Source organism: Streptomyces sp. NPDC088817 (assembly GCF_044750345.1).
Taxonomy (GTDB): domain Bacteria; phylum Actinomycetota; class Actinomycetes; order Streptomycetales; family Streptomycetaceae; genus Streptomyces.
On record NZ_JBIVJN010000013.1, the window covers coordinates 80,986 to 99,700 of the forward strand.

At 71.8% G+C, this 18,715-nt stretch carries 17 protein-coding genes; 2 read left to right on the forward strand and 15 right to left on the reverse strand.

Annotated elements, in window-relative coordinates; all coding sequences use genetic code 11:
• Positions 1 to 103 precede the first annotated feature (103 nt).
• The 9 genes from lepB (ACIP4X_RS23545) to ACIP4X_RS23585 all read right to left on the reverse strand — a co-directional run bounded on the left by lepB (ACIP4X_RS23545) (position 104) and on the right by ACIP4X_RS23585 (position 6,508).
• Complete coding sequence (gene lepB / locus ACIP4X_RS23545) at positions 104 to 1,114, reverse strand: signal peptidase I (protein WP_358734693.1); 1,011 nt, start codon at positions 1,112 to 1,114, stop codon at positions 104 to 106.
• Complete coding sequence (gene lepB / locus ACIP4X_RS23550; protein ID WP_358734695.1) at positions 1,002 to 2,093, reverse strand: signal peptidase I; 1,092 nt, start codon at positions 2,091 to 2,093, stop codon at positions 1,002 to 1,004. The genes lepB (ACIP4X_RS23545) and lepB (ACIP4X_RS23550) overlap by 113 nt, the downstream gene beginning before the upstream one ends.
• Positions 2,086 to 2,817: a signal peptidase I gene (lepB, locus tag ACIP4X_RS23555; RefSeq protein WP_391458320.1), complete on the reverse strand. Its 732-nt coding sequence runs from the start codon at positions 2,815 to 2,817 to the stop codon at positions 2,086 to 2,088. The genes lepB (ACIP4X_RS23550) and lepB (ACIP4X_RS23555) overlap by 8 nt, the downstream gene beginning before the upstream one ends.
• Positions 2,818 to 2,862: 45 nt before the next feature.
• Positions 2,863 to 3,213, reverse strand: coding sequence for a 50S ribosomal protein L19 (gene rplS / locus ACIP4X_RS23560; RefSeq protein ID WP_358734699.1), 351 nt, complete (start codon positions 3,211 to 3,213; stop codon positions 2,863 to 2,865).
• A gap of 134 nt (positions 3,214 to 3,347) precedes the next feature.
• Positions 3,348 to 4,181, reverse strand: coding sequence for a tRNA (guanosine(37)-N1)-methyltransferase TrmD (gene trmD / locus ACIP4X_RS23565; protein ID WP_358734701.1), 834 nt, complete (start codon positions 4,179 to 4,181; stop codon positions 3,348 to 3,350).
• Positions 4,181 to 4,786 (reverse strand): ribosome maturation factor RimM, encoded by a 606-nt coding sequence (gene rimM / locus ACIP4X_RS23570; protein WP_358734703.1) that lies wholly within the window; start codon positions 4,784 to 4,786, stop codon positions 4,181 to 4,183. The genes trmD and rimM overlap by 1 nt, the downstream gene beginning before the upstream one ends.
• Before the next feature lie 112 nt (positions 4,787 to 4,898).
• A complete protein-coding gene (locus ACIP4X_RS23575) occupies positions 4,899 to 5,138 on the reverse strand; it encodes an RNA-binding protein (protein WP_005479813.1) in 240 nt (79 codons plus the stop codon).
• A gap of 5 nt (positions 5,139 to 5,143) precedes the next feature.
• Entirely contained in the window at positions 5,144 to 5,572 is a 429-nt protein-coding gene (gene rpsP, locus ACIP4X_RS23580) for a 30S ribosomal protein S16 (RefSeq protein ID WP_391458316.1), read from the reverse strand.
• Between the two features lie 339 nt (positions 5,573 to 5,911).
• Entirely contained in the window at positions 5,912 to 6,508 is a 597-nt protein-coding gene (locus ACIP4X_RS23585) for a hypothetical protein (RefSeq protein WP_358734707.1), read from the reverse strand.
• Between the two features lie 533 nt (positions 6,509 to 7,041).
• Here ACIP4X_RS23585 and ACIP4X_RS23590 point away from each other — a divergent pair.
• Positions 7,042 to 7,899 (forward strand): SAM-dependent methyltransferase, encoded by an 858-nt coding sequence (locus ACIP4X_RS23590; RefSeq protein WP_391458313.1) that lies wholly within the window; start codon positions 7,042 to 7,044, stop codon positions 7,897 to 7,899.
• A 17-nt stretch (positions 7,900 to 7,916) separates the two neighbouring features.
• On the opposite strand, the gene ftsH is transcribed toward ACIP4X_RS23590, so the two are convergent.
• The 6 genes from ftsH to ACIP4X_RS23620 all read right to left on the reverse strand — a co-directional run bounded on the left by ftsH (position 7,917) and on the right by ACIP4X_RS23620 (position 17,604).
• Entirely contained in the window at positions 7,917 to 9,866 is a 1,950-nt protein-coding gene (ftsH, locus tag ACIP4X_RS23595) for an ATP-dependent zinc metalloprotease FtsH (protein ID WP_391458311.1), read from the reverse strand.
• A gap of 131 nt (positions 9,867 to 9,997) precedes the next feature.
• Positions 9,998 to 11,545 carry a signal recognition particle protein gene (gene ffh / locus ACIP4X_RS23600; RefSeq protein WP_358734712.1) on the reverse strand — a complete coding sequence of 516 codons (1,548 nt, stop codon included), beginning with the start codon at positions 11,543 to 11,545 and terminating at the stop codon, positions 9,998 to 10,000.
• Positions 11,546 to 11,637: 92 nt separating this feature from the next.
• A complete protein-coding gene (locus tag ACIP4X_RS23605) occupies positions 11,638 to 14,073 on the reverse strand; it encodes a [protein-PII] uridylyltransferase (protein ID WP_391458308.1) in 2,436 nt (811 codons plus the stop codon).
• A gap of 22 nt (positions 14,074 to 14,095) precedes the next feature.
• Positions 14,096 to 14,434, reverse strand: coding sequence for a P-II family nitrogen regulator (locus tag ACIP4X_RS23610; RefSeq protein WP_225079378.1), 339 nt, complete (start codon positions 14,432 to 14,434; stop codon positions 14,096 to 14,098).
• A complete protein-coding gene (locus tag ACIP4X_RS23615; RefSeq protein ID WP_358734716.1) occupies positions 14,431 to 15,789 on the reverse strand; it encodes an ammonium transporter in 1,359 nt (452 codons plus the stop codon). Before ACIP4X_RS23615 ends, ACIP4X_RS23610 begins: the two co-directional genes overlap by 4 nt.
• A 327-nt stretch (positions 15,790 to 16,116) precedes the next feature.
• Entirely contained in the window at positions 16,117 to 17,604 is a 1,488-nt protein-coding gene (locus ACIP4X_RS23620) for a hypothetical protein (protein ID WP_358734718.1), read from the reverse strand.
• Positions 17,605 to 18,051: 447 nt separating this feature from the next.
• Between ACIP4X_RS23620 and ACIP4X_RS23625 the strand changes: the two genes are divergently transcribed.
• Entirely contained in the window at positions 18,052 to 18,714 is a 663-nt protein-coding gene (locus ACIP4X_RS23625; protein ID WP_391458305.1) for a bifunctional DNA primase/polymerase, read from the forward strand.
• Position 18,715 lies beyond the last annotated feature (1 nt).

The following is an 18,715-nucleotide window of genomic DNA, read 5'->3' on the forward strand; positions in this document are numbered from 1 at the left end:
CGGTACCGGAACGGGGCAGCCCCTCCTTCCCGGCCACCGCCGCATGCTCCACAAGGGCTTCACAGCGGTGGACGGACGAGCGCGGGCCGCCCCGGACGGGGGCTCAGCGGCCTCCCGTGGCCGTCGTCGGCGTGCCCGTGCCGGCCGCGGCCTTCGCGGCCCGCCTGCGCCGCCACACCGCCATCGGCACGACCGCGGTCAGGGCCACACCCTCGGGGGCCACCGACAGGGCGCCCGCCGCCGAGGACTGCTGGTTGATGCCCTGCTGGTCGAAGGTGTCCGGGACGGGCAGCGTGCCCCAGCGGTTGATCGGCCAGGCCTTGACGATGGCGCGGCCGACGACCTCCTTCACCGGGACCATGCCGTGGTTCTTGTCGCTCTGGTTGTAGCGCGAGTCCCGGGAGTTCTGCCGGTGGTCGCCCATCACCCAGATGAAGCCCTTGGGCACGTGCACCTTGAACTGGCCGCCCTGGTCGTCGACGCTGCACGGCGTGTTGCCCGCGTAGACGTACGACTGCTCGTCCAGCGGCTTGCCGTTGACCAGCAGCGGGCCGGTGTTCTTGCACTCGACGGTGTCGCCGCCGACGCCGATGACCCGCTTGATGAGGTCCTTCTCCTCAGCGGACGGCATCAGGCCGATCCAGCTGAGCACCGTCTGCAGCGCGTTCGGGCTGGCCGCCGGCTCGCCCGCCAGCCAGTCGTCCGGGTCGTGGAACACGACGACCTCGCCGCGCTCGGGCTCGGAGCCGAACCACGGGGTCAGCTTGTCGACCAGGACGCGGTCGCCCCGCTGAAGGGTGTTCTGCATCGAGTCCGAGGGAATCGAGAACGCCTGTACGAGGAAGGTCTTGATCAGCAGCGCCAGCACCAGCGCGATACCGATCAGGATGGGCAGCTCCTTCCAGAAGGAGCGGGGCTTCCTCGCCTCGGGCGTGCCTCCGCTCCCCCGGTCACCGCCGTCGTTGTACTCCGTCACCGTGCCGTCCTCGGCTGCTTCGCTCTCACTTCCGGAGGCCACGGCGCCACGCGCAGCGGGGTCCGCCGCTTGCTCGGGGTGTCCGCGGTGCTCCTCGCCGTCGTGTCCGGACCGTGCGCCAACCGCCACATCCCCCACGCCAACTCCTCACTCCGTGCCGCCGCCTGCCCCATGCGCGGCGCAGGCCCACCACTCCCATAACGAGCGGGAGTTCCGCAGGGCTCGGGAGTCGAACCGATCCGTTCGGATCGTCTGGGGCAACCCTATGCGACAGCCGGGCAGCGGCGGTCGACCCCGCCGCCGCGTCGGGCACCGAGGAGAAGGTTTTCGGCTCCCTCAGCATGGTCCAGTGGCCGAAGGGCCAGCCGATGACCATGGCCCGCCCCACCACGGACGTCTCCGCGACGGTGCCACCGTACGGGGTGTCCTGGTGGGCCCGCGAGTCGGCGGAGTTGTCCCGGTGGTCGCCCATCACCCACAGCCGGCCCGGGGGGACGGTGATGTCGAACTGGGTGTTGGAGGGTGCGTTTCCCGGATGGAGGTAGTCCGTCTCGTTCAGGGGAACGCCGTTGACGGTCATCCTTCCCTGGGTGTCGCAGCACTTGACGTGGTCACCGCCGACGCCGACGACCCGCTTGATGAGGTCCTTCTCGTCGTCGGAGGGCAGCAGGCCGATGAAGGTCAGACCCTGCTTGACCTGCTTGACGCCGACGGGGTCGTCCGTGTGTGCGGTCTGCTCCCCGGCCAGCCAGCCGCCCGGGTCGTGGAAGACGACGACGTCCCCGCGCTGCGGCTTGGCGCCGAACCACGGGGTGAACTTGTCGACCAGGACCCGGTCGCCGATCCGGATGGTCTGCTCCATGGAGCCGGACGGGATCACGAAGGCCTGCACGAGGAAGGTCTTCAGCACCAGGGCTATGAGGACGGCGACGCCGACCAGGAGCGGTATCTCCCGGACCGCGGAGCGCCTGCGCTTCCGCTTGACCTTGCGTTGCAGCTTGCGCCGCTCCGCGCGGCTTCGGCCGCCGGCCGAGCCGGTGGCGCGCCGTGCCCCGGTGGGCAGGAGGTTGTCGGCGGCGTTGGCGGAGACGCCGCGCGGTCTGCCGCGGCTACCCATGGCTGCCGTCCACGTGTCCGGCGGCGGGTACGCGCGCGTACGCGTCCGGGCGGTGCAGGTGGGTCCGGTGGCCGAAGGGCCAGACGATCCAGTCGGCCCGGCCGATCACCTCGCCGACCGGGATCATGCCGCCGCCCGGCGAGCCGAGATGGTCGCGGGAGTCGCTGGAGTCGCCGCGGTGGTCGCCGAGGACGAACAGGGTGCCCTCGGGCACGACCACGTCGAAGGGCACGGTGGACGGGCTGTCACCGGGATAGAGGAACGCCGACTCGTCGGCCGACCGGCCGTTCACCTGGATTCTGCCCTCCTTGTCACAGCAGACCACATGGTCTCCGCCTACACCCACAACGCGTTTGATGTAGTCGCCGTCCCCGAAGTACCCGGTGCCGTCGAACACGACGACGTCGCCGCGCCGCGGTGCGGCTCCGAAACGGTACGCCAACTTGTTTACGGCAACGCGGTCCCCGATCCTCAATCCCGGCTCCATGGATCCGCTCGGAATCTCGAACGGCTGGATCACGAACGTGTTGAGGAGCAGCAGGAGGACCATGCAGCTCAGCGCGGTCAGGGCGATCCTCCCGCCGGGGAGCCACTCGGTGATCCGCGAGATCAACGCGAAACGCGACCGTTCCTCCGGCCCCCGCGTCCCCGGGGTCGTCCCGGGTTCGCCGTCACAAGGGCGGGAGGAGCGGTCGCGCTCCGTCTGCTGTGCTTCGGTGTCCATCGGGGCCGAATGTTATCCGGCCCCGCCATGAACTCCGGGAGGCGCTCAGTTCTCGCGCTTCTCCTTGATCTTCGCGGCCTTGCCGCGCAGCTCACGCAGGTAGTACAGCTTGGCGCGGCGCACGTCACCCCTGGTGACGAGCTCGATCTTCTCGACGATCGGGGTGTGCACCGGGAAGGTGCGCTCGACGCCGACGGAGAAGGAGACCTTGCGGACCGTGAAGGTCTCGCGCACGCCGGAGCCCTGGCGACGGATGACCACGCCCTTGAACTGCTGCACACGGGAGCGGTTGCCCTCGATGACGCGGACGTGCACGTTGACGGTGTCGCCCGGGCGGAAGGCCGGGACGTCGTCGCGCAGCGACGCGGCGTCGACGGTGTCGAGCAGGTGAGACATTTCGTCTGCTTTCTTCGTTGATGCCACAGGCCATCAACGGGAACTAGAAGTACGGGATGGGTGCCGCGCGGGTCGGAACGGGCGTCGTGTCCCCCTGTGGCAGGGGCGCACGCCGGACGGCGCACAACAGCGGTCTATTGTTCCACGCCGTCGGTCCTGCGCCAAAATCGGCCCCGCGCCCCGCCCTCGGGGTCCGGCGCCCAGCCCAGGATGGACAGCATCTCGCGGTCCTTCTTGTCGAAGACCTTCGGATCGCAGCGCTCGATCAGGTCGGGCCGGTGGGCCGTCGTACGCCTCAGTGCCTCGTCGCGCCGCCAGCGGGCGATCTTCCCGTGGTGGCCGCTGAGCAGCACCTCGGGGATGCCCTGGCCGCGCCAGACGGGCGGCTTGGTGTAGACGGGGCCCTCCAGGAGGTTGGCCATGGTGCCGGGCGCGAAGGAGTCGTCGCGGTGCGACTCGGCGTTGCCCAGGACGCCGGGCAGCAGCCGCGCCACGGCCTCGGTGACGACCAGTACGGCCGCCTCGCCGCCGGCGAGGACGTAGTCGCCGATGGAGACCTCGTGGACGGGCATGCGGGTGGCGTACTCGTCCATCACCCGGCGGTCGATGCCCTCGTAGCGGGCCGGTGTGAAGATCAGCCAGGGACGCTCGGAGAGCTCCACGGCGAGCTCCTGGGTGAAGGGGCGGCCGCTGGGTGTCGGGACGATGAGCGCGGGCTCGTGGGAGCCGCTCTCGTAGCCGTCGGCGAGGACGGTGTCCAGGGCGTCGCCCCAGGGCTCGGTCTTCATGACCATGCCGGGACCGCCGCCGTAGGGCGTGTCGTCAACCGTGTGGTGGCGGTCGTGGGTCCAGTCGCGCAGATCGTGGACGTGCACGTTCAGCTGCCCGCGCGCGCGTGCCTTGCCGACGAGGGAGACGTTCAGGGGTTCCAGGTACTCGGGGAAGATCGTGACGACGTCGAGCCGCATCAGGACTCGTCCTCCGTGTGCTCGGCGTCCTCCGAGTGCTCTGCGGGCGTGCGGGAGGGGGCGCCGGGCGCTTCGGCGGCCTCGTCGGACTCGGAGCGGTCGTCGATGAGGCCGGGTGGCGGGACGACGACCGCCCGCTGCTCCTCCAGGTCGATCTCGGTGACGATCTCCCCGACGAACGGGATCATCACCTCGGTGCCGTCCGGACGCTCGACGATCAGCAGGTCCTGGGAGGGCAGGTGGGAGATCTCGGTGATCCGGCCGATCTCCGTGCCGTCCTCCAGAACGACGTCGAGGTCGATCAGCTGGTGGTCGTAGTACTCGTCCTCGCCCTCGGGAAGCTCCTCCGGGTCGATCTCGGCGATCAGGAGGGTGTTGCGCAGGGCCTCGGCGGCGCCGCGGTCGCGCACGCCCTCGAAACGCAGCAGGAGGCGACCGCTGTGGACGCGGCCCGTCTCGATGGTCAGCGGGCCGGCGGACGCCGGGTCGGTGGCCAGGACGGCGCCGGGAGCGAGCCGCAGTTCGGGCTCGTCGGTACGTACCTCGACGGTGACCTCGCCCTTGATGCCGTGGGCGCGGCCGATCCGTGCGACTACCAGCTGCACGTGGAAGATCTCCTGTCGGAACGTCAGTACACGAGCCGCCGGGCGGCTCATACGACTACGGGCCGGGGAAGGCCCAGCGGCCCTCCCCGGCCCGAGCCGGTTGCGAAAAGCGTCAGCGGACGTGGTCCACGTCGACGAGGTCGACACGGACTCCGCGGCCGCCGATGGCGCCCACGACGGTGCGCAGGGCGCGCGCGGTGCGGCCGTTGCGACCGATCACCTTACCGAGGTCGTCCGGGTGGACCCGGACCTCGAGCACGCGCCCGCGACGCAGGTCGCGCGAGGCGACCTGCACATCGTCAGGGTTGTCGACGATGCCCTTCACGAGGTGCTCAAGCGCCTCCTCGAGCATGCTGCTCAGGCCTCGGTCGACTCAGCCGAAGAAGACTCGGCGCCGGCCTCGTCCTTCTTCTCAGCCTTCTTCTTCTGGGTGATGGCCTCACCCTTGTTCTCGTCGTCACCACCGAGGGCCTCGAACGACGGGCGAACGGCCTTCTCGACCGGCTGGAGCAGCGGAGCAGGGGCGGGCTCGCCCTTGAACTTCTGCCAGTCGCCGGTCTTCTTCAGGATGGCGAGCACGGGCTCGGTCGGCTGGGCGCCGACGGAGAGCCAGTACGCCACACGCTCGGCGTTGACCTCGATGCGCGAGGGGTTCTGCACCGGGTGGTACAGACCGATCTCCTCGATGGCCCGGCCGTCACGGCGGGTACGGGAGTCGGCGACGACGATGCGGTAGTGAGGCGAACGGATCTTGCCCAGACGCTTCAGCTTGATCTTGACTGCCACGGGAGTGGGTTCTCCTGGAATTGACGTGGTTGGGCACGGCGGAGACGCCGCGTGGGGTTGCGGTACCCGAGTGCCCGATGGACGCGTCAGCCGGAGGAGAGAGGGGTCCTGTGCGGCTGTCGAGTACAGCTAGCCATTGTGCCACACCCGGTGGGGCCCTTTCCGCGGAGGTCGCCGGGGCCGCTCCCGGGCACGACTGAGCGGCACCCGGCGCCCCGGGTGCCGTGGAACGCGGGCGCCCGCCCGCCCCGGCGGGGACGCCGCCGCGATCGGCGGCGCCCCGCGCACCGTCCTGCTGCTCGTCCGGCACCCACGAGATGCCGGGACGCCGTCGGCCGGTCAGCCGGCCGCCGCGCCCACCGGCTCCGGGATCCTGAACGGCTTGCCGCAGCCGCCGCACATGATCGGGGCCTGGGCCAGGACCGAGGGGACGACCCGTACGTTGCGGCCGCAGTCGCAGACCGCCTTGACCCTGACCCCGCCCCCGGAGGAGCCGTGCCGGGCGGCGGGTCCGCGGAAGCTGCGCCCGGTGTCGGCGGAGGTGGCGGCCGAGTGCGCCTTCAGCGCGCGCTGGAGGCGCTCGATCGTGGGACGGTAGCGCCGCTTCGCCTCGGGGCTGAGCGTGACCAGTGAGAAGCCGCTGCTCGGATGCGGCTCCTCGGGGTGGTCCAGGCCCAGCTCCTCGGAGATCGCGAGGAACCTGCGGTTGTGGTAGCGGCCTGCGCGGGACGTGTCGCGTACACCGCGCGCGGCGGCTACGCCATGGACTGCCTCGTGAAGCAGTCGCTCGAAGGAGAGTTCATGTCCGCACGCGGACGAGGACTCCCCGATCAGGGACTCAGGCGCGGCAAGGTCCGGCAGCTCGGGGTGGTACCGCTGAATGTCGGCCCACGCCTGCGCCAGCTCTGCGGCGAGAACAGGTGGTGTCGTGCTCACGTAATGACAACGAGCCGGAGGGCCGCTGTGTTCCTATTCCGGGGCATCCCAAATAATTTGCACGTACCCGTCAGTCGTCACTGATGCGTCCTGACGAGGGCGGGTGCGCTGATCTGCGGAGAAGCCGCACAGCTCCTCCCAAGGTGGTGCGCAAGGGGAGTACGCACCGGCGCGTACGACGCTCCCGCACGCCGGGGGCGACGGGATCGGGCCACACGCAAGAGGCGTTTCGGCCGCTTCCCGGGCCAAAGAGCCTCAACCGGTCGCAGACCCCCGACGTTACCCGGTGCGCTCGCGCCCCAGGGCACCGGCCCACGAAACAGCCGACTTCCGGCCACGTCGATCTCGGCCCCAGGTTGCCGGTGCGTGAAATCCCGTCCCGTTCCGCCCCAGGACGCAAGCGGGGCCCCGCGACCCCTGGACGCGGGCAAGGGCTCGGAGTTACCTGGCATACGGGGGAAGTGGGAGCGCACTGCACGGGGGCCACGGAACCGGGCACAACGGCAGCACTCGGCGGATTGGGGCGCCTATCCATGACACCTGCGCTCGTGCGGCAGCACTTACGCGACACGGCAACAGCGGCCGAAGCGGAGCCACGCGCACGCGCGCGTGACTGGTCCGAGATCCAGGAGCGGATGCTGGTCCCGCTCCACGAGGCCGTCTACGCGCGGCTGGAGGTGGGCTCCGGCACCCGGCTGCTGGCCCTCGGCTGCGGTTCCGGACTCGCCGTGCTCCTGGCCTCGGCCAGAGGCGCGACGGTCACCGGCGTCGACCGCTCCTGCCCGGAACGGCTCGCCCTCGCCCGGCAGCGGCTGCTGCCGGAGCCGTGGGACACACGCACGCGTACGACCGCCCGGATCGTCGACGGATCACCACGGGACGCGGCCCGCCCCGGCGCCGACCCGTACACCCTCGTGACCGCCTTCGAGCCGATCGGCTGCCTCGCGGGCGACTCGGAGGGGCTCGCCGGTCTGCTCGCCGCCGCGACACCGCTCGCCGAGAAGGGGGCGCCCGTGGTCCTGGCCGGCTGGGGACCGCCGGAGCGCTGCGCGACCTCGACCGTGCTGCGGGTGGCCACCAAACTCGCCGATCCGCTGCGCAGTCCCGGAAGCTGGCGCCCCGCCCTGCGCGACGACCTGGAGGAGGTGGCCCAGCGAGCAGGCCTGCGGCCCGACGGCTCCGGGCGCGTCGCCTGCCCGTTCGGGTACGCCGACGTCGACAGCGCGGTACGCGGACTGCTCTCCACGGGGCTGTTCGACGCGGCCGTCGCCGCCACCGACCACGACCAGGTCGACAAGGAACTCACTGAGGCCCTGCACGCGCACCGGCGGCCGGACGGCACCGTGTGGATGCCCAACGTCTTCCGGTACCTGATCGCACGGACGCCCTGAACCCCGCTGGACGGGCCTCACCGGACGTCGCCGGCCTCCGCCTCCTTGCGCAGCCGGGTGATCCCGGCGACCCGGTAGGCGTCGGCCTCCTCCAGCGTCTCGTTCTCCAGCAGCGCCTGCGCCAGCGCGTCCAGCTGCTCGCGGTGGTCACGCAGCTTGCGGCACGCCTCCTCGTAGCACTCGTCGACGATGCGCCGCATCTCGCTGTCGATGGCGTCCAGGGTCTGCGGGGCGGCGGCGAGCCCGTAGGCCTGCTGGGCGTCGTCCGGCAGGGCGGAGAGACGGCCCAGATGCTCGCTCATGCCCCAGCGGGCCACCATCCCGCGCGCGATGCCGGTGACCTGTTCCAGGTCGTGCTCGGAGCCGGTCGTGATCACCCCGTAGACGACGTGCTCCGCCGCCATGCCGCCCAGCGCGCCGATGATGCGGCCCCGCAGGTACTCCTCCGTGTACGCGTACTTGTCGGACTCGGGCGTCGACAGCGTCACCCCGAGCGCCCTGCCGCGCGGCACGATGGTGATCTTGCGTACGGGGTCGGCACCGGGTTGGAGCATGCCCAGCAGGGCGTGCCCGCTCTCGTGGTACGCGGTACGCCTGCGCTCCTCCTCGGGCATCACCAGCGCGCGTTCGGCGCCGAGCTGGACCTTCTCCAGCGCCTCCGAGAAGTCGGCCTGCGTCACCTGCTCCTGCCGCCGCTTGACCGCGAGCAGGGCGGCCTCGTTGGCGAGGTTGGCCAGCTCCGCCCCGGTCATGCCCGGCGTCGTACGCGCCACCCGGGCGAGGTCCACGTCCGGGGCGAGCGGGATCCGGCGGGTGTGGATCCGCAGGATCGCCTCGCGGCCGCCCCGGTCCGGCGGCGAGACGCTCACCACCCGGTCGAAACGGCCCGGCCGGGTCAGCGCGGGGTCCAGCACGTCGGCGCGGTTCGTGGCGGCGAGCACGATGACGCCCTCCGAGCCGGAGAAGCCGTCCATCTCCGTCAGGATCTGGTTCAGCGTCTGCTCGCGCTCGTCGTGCCCGCCCATCGAGGCGCCGCCGCCCCGGGCCCGGCCGATGGTGTCGATCTCGTCGATGAACACGATCGACGGCGCCACCTTGCGGGCCTCGGCGAACAGCTCGCGCACCCGGGAGGCACCCACCCCCACGATCATCTCGATGAACTCGGACGCCGACGCCGAGAAGAACGGCACACCCGCCTCACCGGCCACGGCCCGCGCGAGCAACGTCTTGCCGGTGCCCGGCGCCCCCGTGAGCAGCACCCCGCGCGGCATCTTCGCGCCCATGTGGCGGTAGGCGTCCGGATGCTCCAGGAAGTCCACGACGTCGTCCAGCTCGCCCTTGACCTCGTCGATGCCCGCCACGTCCGCGAAGGTGGTGCGCTGGGTGCCCGGCTGGAGTTCGACCGGCCGTGGCGGCGTCTTGCGCCCCAGCAGACCGCCCGGCCCGCCGAGACCCGAGCCGATCCGCCGCGCGAAGAAGATCCACAGCGCTGCCAGCACCACGATCGGCGCCAGCGAGAGCAGCAGGTTCGGCAGCAGGCCGCGCTCCTGCACGACCGGCTGCGCGGTCACCGTGACGTGATGACTGCTCAGGCTCTGCCAGAGCCTGTCGTCCGCGAAGGCCGGACGCTGGGTCTTGAACTTGGTGTACTTCCCCCCGCCCTGCGGATTGGTCTGGGCGCTCCTGAGCCGGCCCTGGATCGCGTCGCCCTTGGAGTAGATCGTGCCGACGTTGCCGGCGCCGAGCTGCCTGCTGAACTCGGTGTACGAGATCGTCGGCTCGTTGCCCTGGTTGTAGTAGCTCAGCCCGCCGTACGCCACCAGGAAGACGATCACCGCGGTGACGAGGAGCCCCCACCACCTGCCGCGCGTCCGCCTGCCACCGGGGCGCCCGGGCGGCTCGTCCGGCGTGCCCTCGGTACGCCACGGCTGGTCAGAGCCATCGCGCGGTGGCGCGGCATTGCTCATATCTGGACGTTACGGCACATGGCGTAACCCGGCACGCGCTGAGGGCGCCCCTCCGTGGAAGGGCGCCCTTCGTCGTCGTCCGGACGCCGTACGGGTGACACGCGTGTCCCCCACGGCGCTCGGGGTGGGCCTCAGCCCATGAACTTCTTGAACTCGTCCGGAAGCTCGAAGTCCTGGCCGCCCTGCTGCGGCAGTCCGAGGGCGCCGCCGGACTGGGCGGCTGCGCGGCGCTCGGCCTCCTCCTGCTCCTGCTGCTTGCGCTTCATCGGGTTGCCGGAGCGCTGCTTGCCCTTGGCCTTCTTCGGCTGCTTCTTGCTCCGGCCGGGACCGCCGCCCATGCCCGGGATCCCCGGCATGCCGGGCATCCCGCCGCCCTGGGCCATGCGGGACATCATCTTGCGCGCCTCGAAGAACCGCTCGACCAGGTTCTTCACCGCGCTGACCTCGACGCCGGAACCCTTGGCGATACGGGCACGGCGCGAGCCGTTGATGACGGTCGGGTCCTGGCGCTCGCCCGGCGTCATCGACTTGATGATGGCGGCCGTGCGGTCGACGTCCCGCTCGTCGATGTTGTTGATCTGGTCCTTGATCTGGCCCATGCCGGGCAGCATGCCGAGCAGCTTGCTGATGCTGCCCATCTTCCTGACCTGCTCCATCTGGGCCAGGAAGTCGTCCAGGGTGAAGTCCTGGCCCTTCTTGGACGCCAGCTTGGAGGCCATCTTCTCGGCCTCTTCCTGGCTGAACGTCTTCTCCGCCTGCTCGATCAGGGTGAGCAGGTCACCCATGTCGAGGATGCGGGAGGCCATCCGGTCCGGGTGGAAGGCGTCGAAGTCGTCGAGCTTCTCACCGTTGGACGCGAACATGATCGGCTTGCCGGTGATCTGCCGGATCGACAGGGCCGCGCCACCGCGGGCGTCACCGTCGAGCTTGGACAGCACCACGCCGTCGAAGCCGACGCCGTCGCGGAAGGCCTCGGCGGTGTTGACGGCGTCCTGGCCGATCATCGCGTCGACGACGAACAGGATCTCGTCGGGGCTGACGACGTCCCTGATGTCCGCCGCCTGCTGCATCATCTCCTGGTCGATGCCGAGGCGGCCGGCGGTGTCCACGATCACGATGTCGTGGACCTGGGTCCGCGCGTACTCGATGGAGTCCTTGGCGACCTTGACCGGGTCGCCCACGCCGTTGCCCGGCTCGGGCGCGTACACGGCGACGCCGGCGCGCTCGGCGACGACGCTGAGCTGGTTGACGGCGTTCGGGCGCTGGAGGTCACAGGCGACCAGCAGCGGGGAGTGGCCCTGCTCCTTGAGCCACCTGCCGAGCTTGCCCGCGAGGGTGGTCTTACCGGCACCCTGGAGACCGGCCAGCATGATCACGGTGGGCGGCTGCTTGGCGAAGCGCAGCCGGCGGGTCTCCCCGCCGAGGATGGTCACCAGCTCGTCGTTGACGACCTTGAGGACCTGCTGGGCCGGGTTCAGCGCCTTGGACACCTCGGCGCCGAGAGCGCGCTCCTTGACGTTCTTGATGAACGAACGCACGACCGGGAGGGCGACGTCGGCCTCGAGCAGCGCGATGCGGATCTCGCGAGCCGTGGCGTCGATGTCCGCTTCGCTGAGGCGCCCCTTGCCCCTGAGGGACTTGAAGGTGGCTGAGAGGCGGTCGGAGAGAGTATCGAACACGGCGGCGTCGGTCCTCGGCATTAGGCGACAGGATGGATCGCCCTCCAGGGTATCCGGCCCCGCAAGGGATTCGTCCCCGCCCGTGCGCCGGGTCACGTCCGCAGCGCCTCCTCCAGCCGTCGCGCCACCGACGCCGCCTCCTGGCCGGGGAGCGGGTCGCCCGCGGGTCCTGTGACGTAGAAGGCGTCCACGGCGTTCGCGCCCAGCGTGCTGACGTGGGCGCTGCGGACCCGCAGCTTCGTGTCCTCCAGCGCCCGTCCGATCCGGAACAGCAGTCCCGGCGCGTCCTGGGCGCGGACCTCGATCACGGTGGCGTGCCGGGAGGCGGCCGGGGCGACCGTGACCCGGGGAGGGGGTGCGGCCACGCCGTGGCGGCGCGGGTGGGCGGCGTCCCGTTCGGCGAGGCGGCCTGCGATGTCGAGGCTGCCGTCCAGGGCCCGGACCAGGTCGGCGCGCAGCCGGGCGGCCCGGGGCAGGGCGCCGTACTCGGCTGCGACCCTCCAGTCCAGCAGGAGTACGGGGTCGCCCCCGACGCCGTCCGGCAGGTCCAGGGGCCGCAGCTCGGCCGTGCGCACGGTGAGCCGGTGGGTCGCCAGCACTCCGGCGACCGAGGGCAGGACGCCGGGCTGGTCGGGGACGGCGATCAGCAGTTCGACGCCGAGCGGCTCGGGTCCCCCCGGGTGCTCCTCGACGGGCTGCTCGGTCCGCGCCCGCAGGGCCAGGGCCGGCCCGCCGGTGCGGAATGCCTCGATGGCGAGACGTTCCTGCTCGGCGGTGGGCGCGGCGGGCCCGGGCTCGTCGGGCATGTCCCCGGCGAGGACCGCGCGGACCCGTCCGACGAGGTCGGCGACGAGGGAGCCGCGCCAGGACGACCAGGCGGCGGGCCCGGTGGCCAGCGCGTCCGCCTCGGTGAGGGCGTGCAGCAGTTCGAGGGTGCTCTGGGTGCCGACCGCCTCGGCGACGGCGCGGACGGTGGCCGGGTCGTCCAGGTCGCGCCTGGTGGCGGTGCGGACGAGCAGCAGGTGGTGGCGTACGAGGGTGGCGAGCACCCGGGTGTCCGCCGGGCCGAAGCCGATGCGCCCGGCGACATCCGCGGCGACGGGTGCCCCGGCCGCGCAGTGGTCGCCGGGCCGGCCCTTGCCGATGTCGTGCAGGAGCGCGGCGACGAGGAGCAGGTCGGGACGGCCGACGCGCCGGGTGAGGGCGGAGGCGCGTACGGCGGTCTCGATCAGGTGGCGGTCGACCGTCCAGCGGTGGACGGCGTTGCGCTGCGGGCGGCAGCGCACCCGTTCCCAGTCGGGCAGGAGCCGGGTGATCAGCCCTTCCGCCTCCAGTGCCTCCCAGACCTCGACGGTGGGGCGGCCGGAGCCGAGCAGGGTGACGAGCTGGTCGCGGGCCTCGGCGGGCCAGGGCGTGGGCAGGGGGTGCACGGTGGCCGCGAGGTGCCGTACCGCGTGCGGGGAGAGGGGCAAACCTGCCTGCGCGGCGGCGGCAGCGGCGCGCAGCGGCAGCACGGGGTCGAGTTCGGGGCGCGCGGTGCGGGCGAGTCCGACCTCGCCGTCCTGTTCCACCACGCCTTCGGCGAGCGGGGTGCGTTCCACGACCTGTTTTCCGCCGCCGAGCAGGGCGCGCAGCCTCGGCCGCACGGCGCGTGACCGGAGCACGCGCCCCACCTCGCGCCAGGTGACGTCACCGGCGTACGAGAGGACACGTGCCGCCTCGTACACCCGGCGCAGCAGCGCGTCGGCGTCGGGCAGGCCCAGTTCCGCGGCCACTTGGTCCTGGTCCTGCAACGCGAGCCGGTCGGTGGCGCGGCCCGTCGTCAGGTGCAGGACGTCACGCACGTCGAGCAGCCGGCGGCGGGCGTCGGCGAGGCCCTCCCGCGGGGCGTCCGCGAGCCAGGAGGCGGCGACGGCGCGCAGGGCGGTGGCGTCCCGCAGGCCGCCGCGGGCCTCTTTGAGGTCGGGTTCCAGGAGGTACCTCAACTCGCCTTGCCGTTCGGCGCGTTCGGTACACAGTTCGCGGAGTTCCGGCAGCCGTCTCGGCGCCTGGTTGCGCCAGTCGGCGAGGATCGCGGTGCGCAGTGCGGCCGTCAGGCCGAGGTCGCCGGCGAGGTGCCGGGCGTCCAGCAGGCCGAGCTGGACCCTGAGGTCCTCGTGCGCCGCTCCGCGGGCCTCGGCCGGAGTACGGACCGCGTGGTCGAGGGCGAGGCCGAGGTCCCACACGGGGTACCAGAGGCGGTCGGCGAGGGCGGCGATCTCCTCGGGGTCGCCGCCGTGGTGCAGGAGCAGCAGGTCCAGATCGCTGCGGGGCGACAGCTCTCCGCGCCCGTAGCCGCCCACGGCGACGAGGGCGACGCCCCGCGGTCCCCCGGCCGCCGCGGTGAACAGCTCCGCGAGCCAGCCGTCGGTCAGTCCGGCGAGCGCGGTCCGGCGCGGTTGCCCCGGCCGCGACCCCTCGGTGAGAAGCCGCAGCCGGGCCGCCGCGTAGCCGTCCTCCGCCTCGCCCCGTACGTCCGCGCCCGTCATCGGCGGCTCCCGTCCTCGCCGTTCAGAGCGCGTCCGGACCGCGCTCGCCGGTGCGGACCCGGACCGCCGTCTCGACCGGCACGGACCAGACCTTGCCGTCGCCGATCTTGCCCGTGCGTGCGGCCTTGACGACGACCTCGATCAGCTGCTCGGCCTCGTCGTCCTCGGCGAGCACCTCGATGCGGATCTTGGGCACCAGGTCGACCGTGTACTCGGCTCCGCGGTAGACCTCGGTGTGGCCGCGCTGGCGTCCGTAGCCGCTGGCCTCGGTGACGGTGAGGCCGTTGACGCCGAACGCCTGGAGGGCCTCCTTGATCTCGTCGAGCCGGTGGGGCTTGACCACGGCGGTGATGAGCTTCATGCGTCCACCTTCCTGCTCCGCGTGGCGGCCTTCTTGATCCGCGCGGCGGCCAGGGCCGGGGCGGCGGCGACCGCTCCGCCGCCCGCGCCGGTGAGGTCGTACGCGGTCTCGGCGTGCTCGGCCTGGTCGATGCCGGAGACCTCCTCGTCCTCGGTGACCCGCATGCCGATGGTCCGGTCCAGGAGGAAGGCGAGGACCGCGGAGGCGATCAGGGAGTAGGCGAGGACGGCGAAGACTCCGGCGCACTGCTTCCAGAACTGCTCCGGGCCGCCGCCGTAGAACAGGCCCCGGACGGCGGACTGGCCCTTGCCGCTGGCGAAGAAGCCGATCAGCAGGGAGCCGACGACGCCGCCGACCATGTGGACGCCGACCACGTCGAGGGAGTCGTCGTAGCCGAACCGGTACTTCAGGCCGACCGCCATGGCGCACAGGACTCCGGCGACGGCACCCACGGCCATCGCGCCGAGCGGGGAGACGGCGCCGCCGGACGGGGTGATCGCGACGAGTCCGGCGACCGCGCCGGAGGCGGCTCCGAGGGTGGTGAACGCGCCGTGCCGGATCTTCTCGTAGGCGAGCCAGGCGAGCATGGCGGTGCCGGTGGCGACCTGGGTGTTGACGAACATCAGCGGGCCGACGCCGTCGTCGTTGCCGAGCCAGGAGCCGGCGTTGAAGCCGAACCAGCCGAACCACAGCAGGCCCGCGCCCAGCATGACGAGCGGGAGGCTGTGCGGGCGCATCGGGTCCCTCTTGAATCCGACGCGCCTGCCGATGACGAGGATCACGCCGAGTGCCGCCGCGCCGGCGTTGATGTGGACGGCGGTGCCGCCCGCGAAGTCGATGACGCCGAGTTTGCTGGCCCAGCCGCCCGTGCCCCAGACCCAGTGGGCGATCGGGAAGTACACGACCGTGACCCACAGCACCAGGAACAGCGTCCAGGCGCTGAACCTCACCCGGTCGGCCAGGGCTCCGCTGATCAGGGCGGGGGTGATGATCGCGAACATCAGCTGGAAGACGGCGAAGACGAAGACCGGGATGGTGTATCCGGGCCACAGCTCGGTCTTGCCGATGCCGCTGAAGCCGACGAAGCCGGAGGTCCAGCCGATGAGGGAGCCCCGGTCGGTGCCGAAGGCCATCGAGAAGCCGTAGAGCACCCACAGGACCGTGACGACTCCGAGGCTGATGAAGCTCATCATCAGCATGTTCAGCGTGCTCCTGACCCGAACCATGCCTCCGTAGAAGAAGGCCAGTCCGGGGGTCATCAGCATGACCAGGGCGGAACAGATGAGCATGAAGCCGGTGTTGGCGGACGACAGTCTGGGCGCGTCCGCGGCCAGCATGATGGCGGCTGGTGCCATCGGCGTCTCCTCGTCGGTCGGTACGGCCCCCGCGCGGGCGGCCGGGCGAAGACTTGCTCGGTCCGGTCGGCGAGGCGGCGAGGTGCCGGCCGGCCGACCGTGTCACGAGACTGGCCGAGCGCGGTTTCGGCGGACGGCTCTCGTTGTTTCGCCCGGATGACGAAGAGGTCTGCTCTGTTACGTGGCGGTGAATCGCGTGATGACGTGCCGTGAAGGCCGTGCGGGAGAAGAGACCGGCCGCGGGCGGCCTTCCGATGACCAGGCATGGGGGAGCCGAGTCGGGCAGTTCGGGAGGGCCGGCCGCGGCCGGGGTCCGGGGAGGCGCTGTCAGACGGCCTCGGCGGCGTTCTCGGGCAGTTCGATGGCGAGCTGTTCGGTCAGGTCGATGACCTCGGCGAGGTCCCCGTAGGTGCGCACGGCGTTGTCGACGGTCTTGCGGATACGGGTGTTCACGCGCTCGGAGCGGACCTTCTTGGCCACCCTCATGGCCTGCCTCGCATACTCGGTGCTCTGCTCGGGCTCGCGCTGGAGCAGGTGGACCGTGGCCATGCCGATGAGGTTCAGGGCGTACGACCTCTGGTGTTCGTGGTCCTCGGCGAACCGCTCCACGGCCTTCCGCATCAGCGGCTCCGCCAGGGAGGCGTAGGTGGGGCTGCGGCCGGCGACGTAGGCGAGGTCGCGGAAGGAGTGGGAGTTCTCCCCGTACAGCTCGGCCTCGGAGAAGAAGCGGATCCAGTCGGGGTCGGGATCGTCCCAGTCCTCGGCGTCGCCGAAGGAGTCCTCGGCCATGCGCACGGCGCGCTTGCACTTGCCGGGCTGGCCCATGTTGGCGTAGGCGCGGGCCTCCAGCGCGTACAGCATGGACTGGGTGCGCGGGCTCGCGCAGTCGCGGCTGCCGTACTGCGCGAGGTGGATGAGCTCCAGGGCGTCCTCGGGGCGGCCGAGGTGGATCATCTGGCGGCTCATGCTGGACAGGACGTAGGAGCCGAGCGGCTTGTCGCCGGCTTCCTTGGCGGCGTGCAGGGCGAGCACGAAGTACTTCTGGGCGGTGGGCTGGAGTCCCACGTCGTAGCTCATCCAGCCGGCCAGTTCGGCGAGTTCGGCGGCGACCTTGAACAGCCGGCGGCCGGTGGGTTCCGGCTGGGGCTCCTGGAGGAGGTCCGTCACCTCGTGCAACTGGCCCACGACGGCCTTGCGGCGCAGGCCGCCGCCGCACTGGGCGTCCCACTGCCGGAACATCACCGTGGTGGTCTCCAGCAGCTCCAGCTCGGGCCGTGAGAGCCGGCCGGGGCGGCGGGAGGCGGCCTGCGGCTCGGGCTCCTCCAGGGGCGCCGGGGGCGCGGGCACGAGCCAGCGCTGGAGCGGTTCGATGAGGGACGGGCCCGCGGACAGCGCCAGCGACGTTCCGAGGAAGCCGCGCCGCGCCAGCATCAGGTCGCTGCGCGAGAACTCGCTGAGCAGGGCCACGGTCTGCGGGCCCGTCCAGGGCAGGTCGACGCCGGTGGCGGAGGGCGTCGGGCGTGCGGTGCGCAGACCCAGGTCCTCCACGGCGACGACGCAGCCGAAACGCTCGGAGAAGAGCTCCGAGAGGATCCTGGGGATCGGCTCGCGCGGGCTCTCGCCGTCCAGCCAGCGCCTGACGCGCGAGGTGTCGGTGGAGATGTGGCTGGCGCCCAGCTGGCGGGCGCGGCGGTTGACCTGTCGGGCCAGCTCGCCCTTGGACCAGCCGCTGCGCACGAACCACGAGGCGAGCAGCTCGTTCGGACGCTTGTCCGCGCTCGCCGCGCTCGTCCCGCTTCCGCCGTTGCCGCTCACTGGAACGCCCCCATCCCTGAGACCACTTGTCGCTTGGTGCGCCAAGCCCTATCAGAATGCCGGTCAACAAGGCCTTTCGTCCGCCGATTCTCACCCTTCGAACCGACTGCCGAGTTGCCTCCGGCATACCCACGAGTGCATGTGCCCCCAGGCCTCGCACACTCACAGTAATCCTACGATCACCCGCTCAGCCACGGGGATCGCTGAAACGCCACCATTCGCCACCCCTTCGTATGAACCCGCTTCGGCCCAGGCGCGATTCACTTGACATAGTCCGGCCGCGGGCGAGTGGAGCGGTGCACGCGAGGGCGCGCACCGCCGGGCGCACCGCCCGCGGCGCTTCCGCACGCCGTATGCGCCCGGCGCGACCGGGGGCGAGCGGAAGCGGAGAGTGACGACGAACATCCGTCTCGTAACCATCGGGGCGGTGGACCCGTTGGAGGGGGCATGGGCTTCACGATCGGTGGCATGCGCGAGATCCGCTCCGGCACGCGGCGGCGCGGCCGGTCGTACCGATCGTCGGAGTGCACGGCGGTGGCCGAGTACACCGGGCTGTGGGGCTGGGACGTGGTGCGGGGCGCTCGGGCCGTCGGCGGGGCCTGTTCCTGCGGCCGTAGGGTCTGCCCGGCTCCGGGCGCCCATCCCCTGGACTTCGCGCCCGGGATCCCGGCCGGGACCACGCTCGACGAGGCGACCAGGGCGTGGCGGGAGCTGCCCGGGGCCGCGGTGATGCTGGCCGTCGGCCGCGCGTTCGATGTCATCGAGGTCGCCGAGCCGGCCGGGCGCCGTGCCCTGGCCCGGCTGGAGCGGATGGGACTGCCCCTCGGCCCGGTGACCGCCACACCGGACGGCCGGGCCCAGTTCTTCGTCGCCCCCGGCGCCGCCGCCGAGCTGCCCGCCCTGCTCTACCGGCTGGGCTGGGACGATCCCGGCTCCCTCGACCTGCGCGGCCTCGGCCCCGGTACGTTCCTCACGGCCCCGCCCTCCGACCGTGGCGGCCGCGGCCCGGTGCGCTGGCTCCGCCCGCCCGCCCTGGACGCGGCCGGGCCCCCTCAGGCCCGCCTCCTCCTCGGCACCCTCGCCTACGTGGCCCATCGCTCCCGGGCGTAGC

Excerpts from the sequence above, each read along its gene's own strand:
- lepB (WP_358734695.1), bottom strand. The coding sequence starts at position 2,093 with ATGGGTAGCCGCGGCAGACCGCGCGGCGTCTCCGCCAACGCCGCCGAC.
- lepB (WP_391458320.1), bottom strand. The coding sequence starts at position 2,817 with ATGGACACCGAAGCACAGCAGACGGAGCGCGACCGCTCCTCCCGCCCT.
- rplS (WP_358734699.1), bottom strand. The coding sequence starts at position 3,213 with ATGTCTCACCTGCTCGACACCGTCGACGCCGCGTCGCTGCGCGACGAC.
- trmD (WP_358734701.1), bottom strand. The coding sequence starts at position 4,181 with ATGCGGCTCGACGTCGTCACGATCTTCCCCGAGTACCTGGAACCCCTG.
- ACIP4X_RS23575 (WP_005479813.1), bottom strand. The coding sequence starts at position 5,138 with ATGCTCGAGGAGGCGCTTGAGCACCTCGTGAAGGGCATCGTCGACAAC.
- ACIP4X_RS23590 (WP_391458313.1), top strand. The coding sequence starts at position 7,042 with ATGACACCTGCGCTCGTGCGGCAGCACTTACGCGACACGGCAACAGCG.
- ftsH (WP_391458311.1), bottom strand. The coding sequence starts at position 9,866 with ATGAGCAATGCCGCGCCACCGCGCGATGGCTCTGACCAGCCGTGGCGT.
- ACIP4X_RS23605 (WP_391458308.1), bottom strand. The coding sequence starts at position 14,073 with ATGACGGGCGCGGACGTACGGGGCGAGGCGGAGGACGGCTACGCGGCG.
- ACIP4X_RS23610 (WP_225079378.1), bottom strand. The coding sequence starts at position 14,434 with ATGAAGCTCATCACCGCCGTGGTCAAGCCCCACCGGCTCGACGAGATC.
- ACIP4X_RS23615 (WP_358734716.1), bottom strand. The coding sequence starts at position 15,789 with ATGGCACCAGCCGCCATCATGCTGGCCGCGGACGCGCCCAGACTGTCG.
- ACIP4X_RS23625 (WP_391458305.1), top strand. The coding sequence starts at position 18,052 with ATGGGCTTCACGATCGGTGGCATGCGCGAGATCCGCTCCGGCACGCGG.